General features: G+C 41.1%; 8 protein-coding genes and 1 tRNA gene. 2 read left to right on the top strand and 7 right to left on the bottom strand.

The window, feature by feature from the left end:
- Positions 1-30: 30 nt before the first annotated feature.
- Positions 31-3,159, bottom strand: coding sequence for a TAT-variant-translocated molybdopterin oxidoreductase (locus ACULLG_RS06495; protein WP_452125958.1), 3,129 nt, complete (start codon positions 3,157-3,159; stop codon positions 31-33).
- Positions 3,160-3,191: 32 nt separating this feature from the next.
- Positions 3,192-4,535 carry a cytochrome c3 family protein gene (locus ACULLG_RS06490; RefSeq protein WP_452126537.1) on the bottom strand — a complete coding sequence of 448 codons (1,344 nt, stop codon included), beginning with the start codon at positions 4,533-4,535 and terminating at the stop codon, positions 3,192-3,194.
- 234 nt (positions 4,536-4,769) lie between these two features.
- On the opposite strand from ACULLG_RS06490, the gene ACULLG_RS06485 reads away from it, so the two are divergent.
- Positions 4,770-5,135: an SPOR domain-containing protein gene (locus tag ACULLG_RS06485; protein WP_452125957.1), complete on the top strand. Its 366-nt coding sequence runs from the start codon at positions 4,770-4,772 to the stop codon at positions 5,133-5,135.
- A 60-nt stretch (positions 5,136-5,195) separates the two neighbouring features.
- Here ACULLG_RS06485 and infB read toward each other — a convergent pair whose 3' ends face one another.
- From infB to ACULLG_RS06460, 5 genes are all read right to left on the bottom strand, one after another.
- Positions 5,196-7,901 carry a translation initiation factor IF-2 gene (gene infB, locus ACULLG_RS06480; protein WP_452125956.1) on the bottom strand — a complete coding sequence of 902 codons (2,706 nt, stop codon included), beginning with the start codon at positions 7,899-7,901 and terminating at the stop codon, positions 5,196-5,198.
- A 42-nt stretch (positions 7,902-7,943) separates the two neighbouring features.
- Complete coding sequence (nusA, locus tag ACULLG_RS06475; protein ID WP_452125955.1) at positions 7,944-9,176, bottom strand: transcription termination factor NusA; 1,233 nt, start codon at positions 9,174-9,176, stop codon at positions 7,944-7,946.
- A gap of 13 nt (positions 9,177-9,189) precedes the next feature.
- Positions 9,190-9,651, bottom strand: a complete 462-nt coding sequence (gene rimP / locus ACULLG_RS06470; RefSeq protein WP_452125954.1) for a ribosome assembly cofactor RimP — start codon at positions 9,649-9,651, stop codon at positions 9,190-9,192.
- Between the two features lie 161 nt (positions 9,652-9,812).
- Positions 9,813-11,399, bottom strand: a complete 1,587-nt coding sequence (locus ACULLG_RS06465) for a sulfatase family protein (RefSeq protein WP_452125953.1) — start codon at positions 11,397-11,399, stop codon at positions 9,813-9,815.
- A gap of 94 nt (positions 11,400-11,493) precedes the next feature.
- Positions 11,494-11,565 (bottom strand) — tRNA-Gln (locus ACULLG_RS06460).
- A 171-nt stretch (positions 11,566-11,736) separates the two neighbouring features.
- Here ACULLG_RS06460 and ACULLG_RS06455 point away from each other — a divergent pair.
- Positions 11,737-15,066 (top strand): glycosyltransferase family 117 protein, encoded by a 3,330-nt coding sequence (locus tag ACULLG_RS06455; protein ID WP_452125952.1) that lies wholly within the window; start codon positions 11,737-11,739, stop codon positions 15,064-15,066.
- Positions 15,067-15,070 lie beyond the last annotated feature (4 nt).

The raw sequence follows: 15,070 nt of genomic DNA, 5'->3' as shown, positions 1-15,070 counted from the left end.
TTATCTTCTTGTTACTTCTTTATTTATTGATTAAGCCTCGTTGGTGTTTCTCACTTTTACATGGTAGAACACATTTGGTTTTGTGCCCACATGCTCCAATAAGTGATACATTCTATCATCTTCCTTCAATTCGGCAATCTTACTTTCTTTATCGTTGATGTCTCCAAACACCATTGCTCCGCTACTACATGCCGCTGAACATGCAGTTTGGAACTCACCATCTTTGATGGTTCTACCCTCACGCTTAGCATCCAAAATAGTTTTCTGTGTCATTTGGATACACATGGAACATTTTTCCATTACTCCTCTTGACCTAACGTTGACATCTGGGTTGATGACCATTTTACCTAGGTCATTGTTCATATTGAAGTCAAACTCATCATTATCGGAATACAAGAACCAATTGAATCGACGCACTTTGTACGGGCAGTTGTTTGCACAATATCTTGTACCTACACAACGGTTGTACGCCATCTGGTTTTGACCTTGTCTACCATGAGAGGTAGCAGCAACCGGACAAACTGTTTCACAAGGAGCATGGTTACAATGCTGACACATTACAGGCTGAAAAGCAACCTGTGGATTAACTGCAGCATCTTCCATTTCTTGGAATCCTCCTAAAGAACCTTTGTCACCCCAAAGACCATCCATAGATTCTTTCTTCTCATCATCTTGCTCAAAAGTGTCTTCGGATGAATAATATCTATCGATACGCAACCAGTGCATATCTCTTGATTTTCTAACTTCTTCCTTGCCAACAACAGGAACATTGTTCTCCGCATGACATGCAATTACACAAGCACCACAACCAGTACATGAATTCAAGTCGATGGACAGGTTAAAGTGATGTCCTATAGAACGATCAAACTCTTCCCAAAGGTCAGCATCTGGTGAAGTAACCGGAATCTCCTGATGATTCAAGGAAACCTGAGGCATGTGGTTCCATTCGTGATGGTCTTTGGTGTTGAAAATCTCAAGGGTTGTCTCCTTGATGATATCACCACGCCCCATCAATGTATTGTGCAACTGCACACAGGCAAACTCATGTTCGCCTGCAGCTTTTTCTATACTGACGGACTGTACATCGGAGAAATTATTATATAAGGCATAGGCATTTACACCTGTTGCCAATTCCTCTTTCATTCCAGCCAGCCTTCCATATCCAAAGGAAAGACCTACGGTTCCGTTTGCCTGACCAGGCTGAATGATTACAGGAACATTTTCCAAGACAGTACCATCAACGGTAAGATTTACACAACTACCGTTCAATCCACCATTGGCCACATTATAATTTTCCAACTCTAACGCTTCTGCATCTGCTTTGGAAACAGTAACATAATTATCCCAAGAAGCTCTTGAAATCGGATCAGGGAATTCTTGCAACCAAGGGTTGTTAGCCTGACGACCATCTCCCATACCCACTTTAGAGTACAGTACCAACTCAGTTCCTTGACTGGTGGCATTGATCAATGCCCGTATTGATGATGCAATTGGAACAATTTCAGATTGCTCTTCTCCTTCTTCTGTTTCGACCGGAGCTGCAACTGGTTCACCTGCGACATCAACACTTGCGGTAGCAGCGAAAACACCATCTTGTAATGCTTTGTTCCAATCTGAACCTTGAAGAATTGCAGTATTCCAATTTTCTTTAATGTATTGGTAATAGTTCTTATCGCTGCCCATCCAAGTCAGCAAAGCTGATTGAAATTGTCTGGTATCAAACAACTCTCGAATTGCAGGTTGCATCAAGCTATACTGGCCTTTCTTCAAATGTGCATCACCCCAAGATTCTAAATAATGGGAAGCGGCAGCAACATAATCTACGGATTGTGCTGTTTCGTCATTATTGAAAGCAAAGCTTACAGAAACATCAACTTTTTTAAGACCGGCTACAAAATCAGCAGCATTTGGCAATGAATAAACCGGATTAACCCCATCGATGATCAAAGCTCCTACACGACCAGCATTCATATCGGCAACAAGCTTGTTCACCTTGGCAACATCTCCTTGTCGAACATATTTAGGATTTTCTGCATCAAAGGCTTCACTTGCCAACAATTTATTGATGGCCAACGCAACAGTCTGTGCATTAATATCATTAAGACCAGTGACCACAACAGCTTTGCTACCTGCTTTTTTGACCTGGGCAGTAATTTTCTCAACAGCTTCATCCACATCAGAAGTTCCTCCTCCTACACTGGTGCCATTTAATTTACCATAAAGTTTGGCCAATGCAATTTTCTGCTGTGTTGGTGTCATTGGGTAACGCTTGTCGGCGTTGGCCCCAGTAAGCGACATATTGGATTCCAAATGGACATGCTTGGACATTTTTCCATTTTTAGGAACACGTCCTTTTGCATATCCGGTATCGTATCCGCCGCCTTGCCAATCTCCCAAGAAATCTGCTCCGAAGGAAACTATCACATCCGCTTTTTCAAAATCGTAATCCGCCAAAGCTCTTTCGCCATAAGCGGCATTAAAAGCATTCAAAGCTGCATCTTCAGAAATAGCATCGTATGTAACGTGATTTACGTTTTCCCCAAATTCAGTTTTGAACTCAGCAATCAACTTATCTGTTGATGGACTTGCATAGGTTTGGGTCAACAAAGCGATCTGTTTCCCAGAATTTTTGGCTGCCGTAAGACCTCCCTTGACTCTGTTATCCAAATCTTTCCAATCCATTGGCTCTCCATCAGCCATTGGCCCTTGAACTCGTTTGCTATCGTAGAGTGTTAATACAGATGCTTGAACACGCGCATTGGCGCTTCCGTTCACTTTAGCGTGCGTATTGTTTTCAATTTTGATTGGCCTGCCTTCTCTTGTCTTTACCAAAATACTGGCAAAGTCAAATCCATCTGCAATTGTCGTTGCATAGTAGTTGGCAACTCCAGGTACAATGGAGTCTGGTTGAACGACATATGGAATAGAAGTATGCACAGGTCCTTCACAAGCTGCAACCGTAGCCGCCGCCGTACTGAACCCAACATATTTTAGAAAATCCCTTCTGTTGGTTGTTGTAGCAGATAGGTTTTCCTTATCTCCCAAAAATTCATCAACTGGGATTTGTTCCGAAAATTCGTTTTGTCTTAGCGTCTCAACAATGGAATCGTTCGGATTTAGCTCCGCTTCGCTTTTCCAATATTTTTTGTTTGATGCCATACGATATATCTGAGATTATCTTCTTTTAATTCTTAATAGTGACACTTACCACATTCCAATCCACCCATCATTGAAGCAGTCAGCTGCTCAACACCGTACTTCTTGGAAAGTTCTGCATGAATGGCCTCGTAATATTCGTTACCTTCCATTTTCACATTGGTTTCTCTGTGACAGTTAATACACCAACCCATGGTCAAAGGAGCAAACTGTTCCACAACTTCCATTTCCTCAACAGGACCGTGACAAGTCTGACATTCTATTCCGGCAACTGATACGTGCTGTGAGTGATTGAAATATGCGAAATCTGGTAGATTGTGCACTCTTACCCATTCTACAGGTTGGGTTTCACCCGTGTATTCTTGTTCTTCTTCATCCCATCCAACAGCTTTGTACAATTTCTTGATCTCACCTGTATAGAATTCATTGGTGTATCCGTTTGCCAAATCCTCAGCACTTGGCCCTTCAGGATTTCCTTTGTATTCATAAATGGATTTATGGCAATTCATACACACATTTAATGCCGGTATACCGGAAGTTTTGGAAACTCGGGCAGAAGAGTGACAATATTTACATTCTATTTTATTGTCTCCAGCATGTATTTTATGGGAATAGTGAATTGGTTGCACCGGAGCGTATCCTTGATCAACACCTACTTGCATCATCCATCCGTAAGCAAAATATCCACTTGCCAGTAACAAGAAGATTGCAGTACACAAAACCAAGAATTGGTTTTGAGCGAAGGCTTTCCAAATTGGAATACGCTTTTCAGCTTTTTCCTTTTCAAGAACCACTCCATTGGCCTGAGCAATTTTTCTTAGCGTTCCGTTCACCAAAATCAGCATAATGACCAAAAGACCAAAAACCAACGCAAGAGCACCAAGAATCAATTCGTTTGAAATACCTGATGATTTGCCACCGGAACCATCATCAGCTCCAGCTGCAGCCGTAGCGACAATAGGAGCAGGAGGTGGAGCTGCCGTATAAGCCAATATATCATTGATGTCCTGGTCCGACAAAGTCGGAAAGGCCGTCATAGCCGCCTGATTGTATTCGGCGTATATTTTATTTGCGTAAGCATCACCAGCCTTGATCATTCCCGGACTGTTCTTTATCCAAGCGTAAAGCCATTCACAATCCAACCCTTCATCCTCGGATAGTCTTACGGCAATATTTGCCAATGCCGGACCAGTCATTTTACGATCCAAAGAGTGACAAGCGGCACAGTTTTGGTTAAAGAGCTGCTTTCCCTTAGCAGCATCACCAGGACCACAAAGACCTTCTTCAGCAGTTTCCTGCGCATAAAATGAAACGGAAAAAAATAGGAGGGATAAACCTAAAACTTTAGAAAATAGATGGCGGTATAAAACCTTTTTCATATTAACGAAATTTCTATCGAAATCTTTGGCACGATTATTTCCATTGATACTGAGAACAATAGCGTTGCTCGGCCTAAAATCGGTCACAAAAGTACGACATAGCTCCATTTTTTAAAATGTTAAGGTATTTATAATATATAATTTATAAACATTCTAAATAATATGCATTTCCTTTGTTTATTACTTAAAAAATTACATTTGTACAAAAGCAATTTGGAAAAGACATCAAAGATTATGAGAACCCTTGTATTTATAGCCTTTTTTACTGGTTTTGCCTTTCAGATTTCAGCTCAGGAAGGGAACGTTACCATCGAGCAGGACCCTCGTATTGACGAGTTGTTAAAGTTATATGCGGAAGTCAACTCCATATCTGATTTTTACCAAATTCAGGTGGGATTTGGAAGCTATCAAAAAGCACAGAACCTAAAAACAAAAGTAGATATCGATTTTCCGAATTGGTATTCCAAAATTGAATTTGAATCACCGACCTATAGGGTCCGATTGGGCAAGTTTAAAACCAAATTGGAGGCAGAACGAAAATATATGGAGGTTCGCAAAAAGTATCCTGAAGCCATTCTATTAAAACCGGAGGGAAAATAAAAGCACTATAAAACAGAAAAGCCGCTATTAAGCGGCTTTTTTTTATTCTGAAAATAGCGTTTACAATTTTTTCTTGACCGCTACTTCTTGGAAGGCCTCAACAATATCTCCCTCCTTAATATCATTATAATTTTTCACCTGTAATCCACAATCATATCCTTTTGAAACTTCTTTGACATCATCCTTGAATCGTTTCAACGACGCCAATTCACCTGTGTATATGACAACTCCATCACGAATCAGACGAATCTGTGAGTTTCTAAAGACCTTACCACTGGTCACCATACAACCCGCGATAGTTCCGATTTTGGAAATCTTGAAGGTCTCTCTAATTTCGGCATTACCTGTAATCTCCTCTTTCATTTCTGGAGACAACATTCCTTCCATTGCATCCTTAAGGTCGTTGATGGCATCATAGATAATGGAGTACATCCTAATATCTATTTCCTCCTTGTCCGCTACCATCCTAGCGTTACCCATTGGCCTTACATTAAATCCGATAATAATCGCGTCGGAGGCACTTGCCAACAACACATCGGATTCGGTAATTGCCCCAACGCCTTTGTGGATAATGTTTACCTGAATCTCATCTGTGGATAATTTCTGGAAAGAATCCGTCAATGCCTCAACCGATCCATCCACATCACCTTTGAGAATAATATTCAGTTCTTGGAAATCACCAAGTGCAATCCTACGTCCAATTTCATCCAGGGTAATATGACGTTGTGTTCTAACCGATTGTTCACGCTGAAGTTGAGAACGTTTTGTTGCAATTTGTTTTGCTTCGCGTTCATCTTCAAGCACGTTGAAACGATCTCCCGCTTGAGGTGCACCATCCAATCCTAAAATAGAAATTGGGGTAGCTGGACCGGCCTTTTTAATCTCCTTTCCACGCTCATCATGCATGGCTTTTACTTTACCACTGCAAGTTCCCGCCAAAACATAATCTCCGATTTCCAAAGTACCTGTTTGCACTAAAATTGTGGAAACATACCCTCGGCCTTTGTCCAAAAATGCTTCAACAACAGTTCCGGTTGCCAATCGGTCTGGATTTGCTTTCAACTCCAATAACTCTGCTTCCAAAAGCACCTTTTCCAAAAGCTCCTTTACACCTTCTCCGGTTTTAGCAGATATATCATGGGATTGAATCTTACCTCCCCAATCTTCAACCAATAAGTTCATTGCGGCAAGACCTTCTTTGATCTTATCTGGATTTGCTGTTGGCCTATCAATTTTGTTGATTGCAAATACAATGGGCACATTAGCTGCTTGTGCATGACTAATGGCCTCTTTGGTCTGTGGCATAATATCATCATCGGCCGCGACCACAATAATTGCAATATCTGTAACTTGGGCACCTCTTGCACGCATAGCTGTAAACGCCTCGTGACCTGGAGTATCTAAGAATGTTATTTTTTGTCCATCTTCCAAAGTAACGCTATAAGCTCCAATGTGCTGGGTAATACCTCCACTTTCACCTGCAATCACATTTTCCTCCCTAACGTAGTCCAACAGGGATGTTTTACCGTGGTCAACGTGACCCATTACTGTTACAATAGGAGCTCTGGGTTGCAAATCTTCTGGGGCATCAACCTCTTCTTCAATCGACTCTTCGATTTCCGCGGTCACAAACTCAACCTCATATCCGAATTCCTCGGCCACAATTGAAAGTGTTTCAGCATCCAATCTCTGGTTCATGGTCACCATGATTCCCAATGACATACATGCAGAAATAATCTGTGTTGTGGACACATCCATCATGGTCGCCACCTCGTTTACGGTTACAAATTCGGTAACCTTTAAGGTCTTGCTTTCCAGTTCTTGCAACTCGAGGTCTTTCTCGGTCTGCTGACGGTGCTGGTCCCTTTTTTCCCTTCTATATTTGGCTCCTTTGCCTTTGCTGGACTTACCTTGAAGCTTTTCAAGGGTTTCCCGGACCTGCTTTTGTACTTCTTCCTCGGTAGGCTCGACTTTGGGAATGGAACGCTGGTTTCCTTTTCTACCAGGACCATTGTTTCCACCTCGTTGTCTATTATTACCTCCCTGTTGTGGCGCATTCTTACTTACAATACGCTTACGACGTTTCCTTCTATCATTATCGCTAGCAGCTCCTCCCGCAGCCTTGGCCGGCTCTTCCTTCTTTTTCTTGGGTTTGTTAAACTTTGACAGGTCTATTTTATCTCCTGTAATCTTAGGTCCGCTAAGTTTTTTATATTGGGTTTGGATGGCCTCGGGCGCCTTCACCGGCTCTTCTTCTTCCTTCTTGACCTCAACCTCAACCTCAACCTTTGGTTTTTCAGCTTTTTTGACCTCAACTTTTGGTTTTTCGGTTTTTTTGACCTCTACCTTAGGTTCTTCAGCCACTTTAGGCTCCTCTACTTTTGCAGCTGGAGCTTCTGGCTTTTTATCCAAATCAATTTTACCAACTGTTTTAGGACCAGAAAGTTCTGCCTTGGCCTTTATGACCTGTTCGGCATTTCTTTTTTCCCTAGCAATCCGGCGTTCTTCTTGTTCCTGCTCTATTTGAATTCTAAGCGCTTCTTTTTCTTTCCGCTTTTCTTCACCAACTTCTTTGGAAGCAACTTTTTTGCTCTTGTCCGTTTGGAACTCATCCAACAGTACTTGATACACCTCATCTGTGATTTTTGTAGTGGGACGTGCCTCTACCTCATGACCTACGGAAGAAAGGTAGTCCACTGCCCTATCCAGTGAAATGTTCAATTCTCTTAGAACTTTGTTGAGTCGTATTGTTGGGTTTCCTGCCATAAATTGTTTTCCTTGCCCTAAAATTCGCTGCTAATATATAGTTTAATCTTCAAATTCCTCTTTGAGGATACGCACTACCTCAAGAACAGTTTCTTCTTCTAAATCGGTTCTTTTGATAAGGTCGTTCACATCTTGCTCCAACACGCTTCGCGCTGTATCCAGTCCAATCTTTTTGAACTCATCAATCACCCAAGCTTCTATTTCGTCTGAGAATTCCGTCAATTCCACATCTTCCTCAACACCTTCGCGGAACACATCAATCTCATAACCAGTCAATTGACCTGCCAAACGAATATTATGGCCTCCTCTACCGATTGCCTTTGAAACTTCTTCTGGCTTCAGGTACACTTGAGCTGTTTTCTTTTCGTCATTTAATTTAACGGACGACACTCTTGCCGGACTCAATGCCCTGGTGACCATCAACTGTGAATTGTTGGTCCAGTTGATTACGTCAATATTTTCATTGCCCAATTCACGAACAATTCCATGAATTCGGGATCCTTTCATCCCCACACAAGCTCCAACGGGGTCAATTCTATCGTCATACGAATCAACAGCGACTTTTGCTTTTTCGCCAGGGATTCTCACTGCTTTTTTAATGGTAATCAATCCATCAAAAACTTCAGGAATTTCCTGGAAGAACAATTGTTCCAAGAAAATCGGTGATGTTCTTGACATGATTATCGCAGGTTTGTTACCTTTTAATTCCACACTTTCGATTACACCACGAACATTATCTCCTTTTCGGAAAAAGTCGGATGGAATCTGTTTTTCCTTTGGAAGGATAATTTCGTTGCCCTCGTCATCCAACAGAATAATGGCCTTATGACGGATATGGTGTACCTCAGCGGTATAAATCTCCCCTTCTAGGTCTTTGAATTGCTTATAGATGGTGGTATTATCATGCTCATGAATCTTGGAAATCAGGTTTTGACGCAACGCCAAAATAGCCCTTCTACCTAAATCCATAAGTTTAACCTCCTCCGAAACGTCCTCTCCAACCTCAAAATCGGGCTCAATCTTTCTTGCTTCAGACAATGAGATTTCTTCATTGGGCTCTTCTACCTCACCATCTTCAACCACAACACGGTTTCTCCAAATCTCCAAATCTCCCTTATCTGGGTTGATAATGATGTCAAAGTTTTCATCAGAACCAAACTTCTTTTTGAGCGCATTTCGAAATACATCTTCCAAAATTGCCATAAGGGTTACCCTATCTATAAACTTATCGTCCTTAAACTCCGAAAAGGATTCGATGAGCGCTAGGTTTTCCATTTTTGAATTACAATTAAAATTTTAATATCACTTTTGCTTCATGGATTTCAGAAAAGGGAATATCCCTTTTTTTCTGAACTGTAACTTTTCCTTTACCAACGGGTTTTGGCTCTCTGGCCTTCCACTCCAAGGTAATACTATCTTCGGTGGCTTGGGTCAGGTTACCTTCCAATTCTTCATCACCTGTCCTTACCTTTAATTTTCTGCCAATATTTTTTTTGTATTGACGTGGCAACTCCAAAGGAGAAGCAGCTCCGGCCGAGGTAACTTCCAGGGAAAAATCCTCTTCTTCCCTATCCAAGTTATGTTCAATAGCTCTGCTAATGTTCATACAATCTTGAAGATTGACACCTTCATCGCCATCCAAAACCACACGGATTGTGTTATCTCCTCCAACCATAAAATCAATCAAGAACAACGATGGATGTTCTTCCAAAGCTTTGTTCAATAATGATGTTACTTTCTCCTTCAACATAAAATCAAGTAATAAAAGAGGGGACTAGAAGTCCCCTCATGAATACTTTTATATCCGTTCAGTGGCGCAAAGATACAATAATTATGGAGTTTGCAAAATTGAAAATAGCATTGCCACACTCAATAATTACAAAGGAATATTTTATAAACCTCTCAAAATGATCAGTTCACATTATTCATCCACCATAACTGTTTCCAAATTTCCTCTTCGCCATCATTTCGCTGGGCAATTCCAGGAGTGCTCCTTCCGTCTTTAATATATTTGGCAAGCAATGTTTTGAGTTCTTCTACTTTCTCGACATTTGATGCTTGTAAATTATTAGATTCTGCAGGGTCTTCTTTTAAGTTATATAGTTGAACTTTGGGCAAACCTTCCAACGCTTCCCTATTATTTGGGGTTGGAAAACTCCATCCGCCAGAACCAGGACACATAATCAACTTCCAATCCCCTTTGCGGATAGCAAAGCTTCCATTTATGGAATGATGCACGGTAGCTTCCCTAAAATTGCCCTCTACGCGCTCTTGCCTTAAAAGAGGCAACATATTATAACTGTCCTCTGCCTCATTGTCCTTTAAATCATAATCTGCAATAGCGGCACATGTCGCAGCAAAATCCGTGGTGCAAATGGTTTGTGGACTTATAGAGCCTTTTTTCACATTTTTTGGCCATTTTACAATATATGGCACTCTATGCCCTCCTTCAAAGATATCGGCCTTGTGACCTCGGAAAAGGTAACTTGGATAATGCCCTTTTTCTGTCAATTCTTCAATCTTGGCTGCCGGAGAGCATCCATTATCGCTGGTAAAAATTATTATGGTGTTTTCCTCAATTCCTGCATTTTTAACTGCCGCATTCAACTTTCCCATATAATCATCAACCATCATCATAAAGTCTGCATAGGGATTTAAACCACTTCTATCTTGCCATTCTTTTGTGGGCAAAATGGGAGTGTGCGGAGATGGCAAGGCCAAATACAGAAAAAATAGACCTTCTTTGTCGGCTTGTTCTTCAACATACTTGATCCCCCTTCTGAAAAAGTTTGGGGTCACATCTTCATGAATAAAATCTTTGGACGTAGGGCCTTTTCTCCACCAAGAGTATTTTCCGGTATTTACTGTAGTTGAATCTGGAATTTCCGTGGCCATTCCATTTTCCACATACACATAAGGTGCCATATCCAAAGAACCGCTGTGACCGTATGCATAATCGAACCCTAGATCGTTGGGTGAGTTCTTTACTGGTTTTGTATAATCGATATTGGCAAAAGTGGTGTCTTGCCACCCTGTGGTCGGTTCCAAATCTGGGTTTTTTAAAGCCCAATCCCAACCTAAATGCCATTTCCCAATAAAACCTGTATGGTACCCGCTCTTCTTTAATATGGAAGCCACGGTTGTCCTTGACTTTGGAATCAACGCTTTTGATGCTCCAATCAACACCCCTTCTTTAAGGGTACTTCGCCAGTTATACCTTCCCGTAAGAATGCCGTATCGCGTCGGGGTACAAACAGCGGATGAGGTATGCGCGTCCGTAAACATCATTCCTTCCTGTGCAAGTTGATCCAGATGTGGGGTTTTTATTTTACTTTTTATATTAAAAGCAGTGATATCACCATAACCCAAGTCGTCGGCCAACACAAAAATGATATTCGGTTTTTGCTCAACCTTCACTTCCTTGGCGTCCTTTTCAGAGCAGCTCAAGACAATGAGCATTGAAAAAATAAACAGAATGGTTTTTGGATGGTTGTTCATTATTGGTGTTTTAATTGAAGCAAGAAAAATACCGAAATAAGCTTAAACAAAAAATCCCGATTTCGTTTGAAATCGGGATTTTATTCAATTTAAGTTGGCCCACTAGGACTCGAACCTAGAACGACTGGACCAAAACCAGCTGTGTTGCCAATTACACCATGGGCCATTTACCAATAAGAGGGTGCAAATTTAAAACAAACTTTCGTTTCGACAAATAATTTGATAAGAATCCAAACTTATTTTTTTGCAAGTCCCGTTGTTAAAGGTTTTCCAAAATTCATCAGTCTTCTCTACTATATTTACTAAATTCGCCCCAACTTGGTAAACACCACCTTTTATGTTTGCAAAAGACTTCAAAAAATGGGATACCATATTGGGATGGGTCTCTTTTACCATTGCATTTGTAGTTTATGCCCTTACCGTGGAACCCACAGGAAGTTTCTGGGATGCTGGCGAGTACATCACTACTTCCTCCAAATTACAAGTAGGTCATCCACCAGGGGCCCCACTTTTGCAAATGATAGGTGCTTTCTTTTCCATATTTGCTTTTGGCGATGCAAGCAAGATTGCATTGATGGTCAATGCGGTTTCAATTGTTTCCAGCGCTTTTGCCGTGCTCTTTACTTTTTGGACGATAACCAATTTGACCCGAAAAATGATTTCGAAAAAGAAATCTATCTCAAACAGTAAGGCCATTGCCATTTTTGGAAGTGGTTTGGTTGGCGCTTTGGCATTTACTTTTTCCGATAGTTTTTGGTTCAATGCAGTGGAAACTGAGGTTTACGCAATGGCCAGTTTAATTATGGCCCTTCTACTTTGGCTTGGGTTAAAATGGGTGGACAATCTTGATGACCCAAGGGGCAACCGCTGGTTATTGCTCATTTGTTTTGTTATTGGTCTAACCTTCGGGATACAGTTCATGGGCTTTTTGGCCATTCCGTCCATTGGGCTTTTATACTATTTTAAGACCTACAAAACCACTACCATAAAAAACTTTTTACTAGCCAATATTATAGTGGTGACATTATTAATGCTGGTTTACAAATTTTCACTGACCTATGTTCTAAAACTATTTGGCTGGAGTGAAGTCTTTTTTATAAACAGTATTGGATTGCCTTTCAACTCAGGAACCATTATTATGGGGCTACTTTTTATCGCAGCTTTTTATTTTGCATTGCGATACACCAGAAAAAATGGTTTTCATTCAGGTAACATCATTGTGTTATGCCTGATGTTTCTTTTGCTTGGTTTTTCATCTTGGTTGATGTTGCCCATCCGAGCGAACGCCAATACGGTGGTAAATGAAAATGACCCTTCCGATGCACGGTCTCTTCTGGCTTATTACAACAGGGAACAATATCCAGGCGTAGAAAGTCCTTTTTATGGCGCATATTTCTCTGACACTTTTGCGCCCGCCGGAGAAGATCAGGACGATCGTCCAAAATATGAGAAGGATGTAAAATTGGGCAAATACGTCATTGTCAATAATTACAAGAATGCCATCCAGGGGCCGCACGAAAAGCATGTCGGATTTCTTCCAAGGCTTTGGAGTGACCAACATGCCGAAAATTATATGCGCTATTTTGGGGTTCTGGAGTTTAAAATAAAATCAGAATATATCTCCAACAATGATCTTAGAGAGGCCGTTGCACAGTTCAAGGGCGCCTATGCCCAAGGCGAGTTGGATTCCGAACAGTACATTCGATTTTTGCGGGAATTTGGTGAATATATAGAGGTGGAGCCTCCAACTTTGGGCCAAAACCTAAAATACATGTTCGAATTCCAATTTGGATATATGTATATGCGCTATTTTATGTGGAATTTTGCCGGGCGCCAAAACGATATCCAAGGAAGGTATGATGAAAACGGACATTGGCTAAGCGGTATCGGATTCATAGATAGCCTGAGATTGGGAAGTCAAAAAAATCTGCCAAGCGATTGGGAAAACAATAAAGGTCGGAACACCTATTTCTTTTTACCACTGCTGTTAGGGATTATTGGTATAGTGTTCCAGGTTTCAAAAAACCCAAAACACTTTTGGGTACTCTTTGTCTTTTTTATGTTTACCGGATTGGCCATTCAATTCTATACCAACCCCTACATTTTCCAACCCAGGGAAAGGGATTATTCGTTAGTAGGCTCTTTCTACATCTTTTGTATATGGATTGGCATTGGGGTATATGGTCTTTTTGACGAATTCCGGAAATTTGTATCTCCCAAAATCGTCGCTCCAGCAATTACCGTCATTTGTCTTTTGGCAGTTCCGTTATTGATGGCTTTCCAAAACTGGGACGACCACGACCGTTCAGGTCGATATACGGCCAATTCAACCGCAAAGGCGTATTTGGATTCGTGCGAAGAAAATGCAGGGGCCATTTTATTCACTATTGGTGATAATGATACTTTTCCATTGTGGTATGTACAAGAAATCGAAGACTTTCGTACCGATGTTCGTGTGGTAAATACCAGTCTCTTTGCAACCGACTGGTACATTGACCAAATGAAGCGCAGGGCCTATGAAAGTGACCCTATCCCATCCCAATTGACACACGACAAATATCGATATGGCTCTCGTGACGCCGTTTACTATCAAGGTATAACCGACAACCGGTGGAGCATTAAAGATTTTGTGAATTGGATCGGAAGTGACAAACCTCAGACCAAATACCAATATCTTTTGGAAAAGCAGGGAGCAGACATTAGCCAAGTACCTGAAGGTACTTTGAACATTATTTACTACCCCACCAATAAAATTCGTGTTCCGGTCAACAAAAAGAACGTCTTGGAAAGTGGCTTGGTCAAAGAAAAAGATTCCGCTTTGATTGTGGATTACATTGATATTGACCTTCCAAAAAGTGCACTTCCGAAAAACAGGATTCTAATGTTGGATCTTATTGCCAATAACGATTGGAAAAGACCTATTTATTTTTCGGGTGGAAGTTTTGATAGTGCAGAATACATTTGGATGAAGGATTACCTGCAATTGGATGGGTTGATCTATAAATTGGTTCCTATCAAGACAGAAAACAAAAGCGCTTTCGAAATGGGTAGAATCGACACTGATTTGATGTATGATATTGTGAAAAATTGGGATTGGGGAAATTCTTCCAATGAGGATATTTACCACGACCCCCAAACACGTTCACAAGGTCTTTCATTCCGAAGTAATCTAGCGCGTTTGACGGAAACTCTGATTGCTGAAAACAAAATTGACAAGGCAAAAGATATAATTGATACCGCAATTACAAATATGCCTGTGGAAAAGTATGGTTTCTATGCCTTTGTAGAGCCTTTTGTTGATGGATACTACAAAGTAGGGGAAACCGAAAAGGCGAGGGAACTGTACGAAAAATTGAAAAAGGTCTATCAAGAACGCTTAGAGTACTACTCCCAAGTTCCGTTGGATGAGCAATATGATAAAATCGATGATATTCTGGCCGATATGCAGGCGTATCGAAGAAACATCGACATCCTCATAGAGAACCGGGATATGGATTTGGCGGAATCTGAAACGGTAATCTTTAATGAATATATCGACAAATTCTCACAGTTTGTTGGAGACGACGAAGATGCATTCGAAGAACCTGCCTTGCCAGACCCTGACATGCAAGATTCCATTCCCTTGGATACCATACCCGAAGTGTCTGATTCAATTGCAATTGAATAGTGCT

The organism is Flagellimonas sp. 2504JD1-5, from assembly GCF_053618295.1.
The sequence above is the reverse complement of the archived record's forward strand: the minus strand, read 5'-3'. Positions and strand labels throughout refer to the sequence as shown.

Excerpts from the sequence above, each read along its gene's own strand:
- ACULLG_RS06495 (WP_452125958.1), bottom strand. The coding sequence starts at position 3,159 with ATGGCATCAAACAAAAAATATTGGAAAAGCGAAGCGGAGCTAAATCCG.
- ACULLG_RS06455 (WP_452125952.1), top strand. The coding sequence starts at position 11,737 with ATGTTTGCAAAAGACTTCAAAAAATGGGATACCATATTGGGATGGGTC.
- infB (WP_452125956.1), bottom strand. The coding sequence starts at position 7,901 with ATGGCAGGAAACCCAACAATACGACTCAACAAAGTTCTAAGAGAATTG.
- rimP (WP_452125954.1), bottom strand. The coding sequence starts at position 9,651 with ATGTTGAAGGAGAAAGTAACATCATTATTGAACAAAGCTTTGGAAGAA.
- ACULLG_RS06485 (WP_452125957.1), top strand. The coding sequence starts at position 4,770 with ATGAGAACCCTTGTATTTATAGCCTTTTTTACTGGTTTTGCCTTTCAG.
- ACULLG_RS06465 (WP_452125953.1), bottom strand. The coding sequence starts at position 11,399 with ATGAACAACCATCCAAAAACCATTCTGTTTATTTTTTCAATGCTCATT.
- ACULLG_RS06490 (WP_452126537.1), bottom strand. The coding sequence starts at position 4,535 with ATGAAAAAGGTTTTATACCGCCATCTATTTTCTAAAGTTTTAGGTTTA.
- nusA (WP_452125955.1), bottom strand. The coding sequence starts at position 9,176 with ATGGAAAACCTAGCGCTCATCGAATCCTTTTCGGAGTTTAAGGACGAT.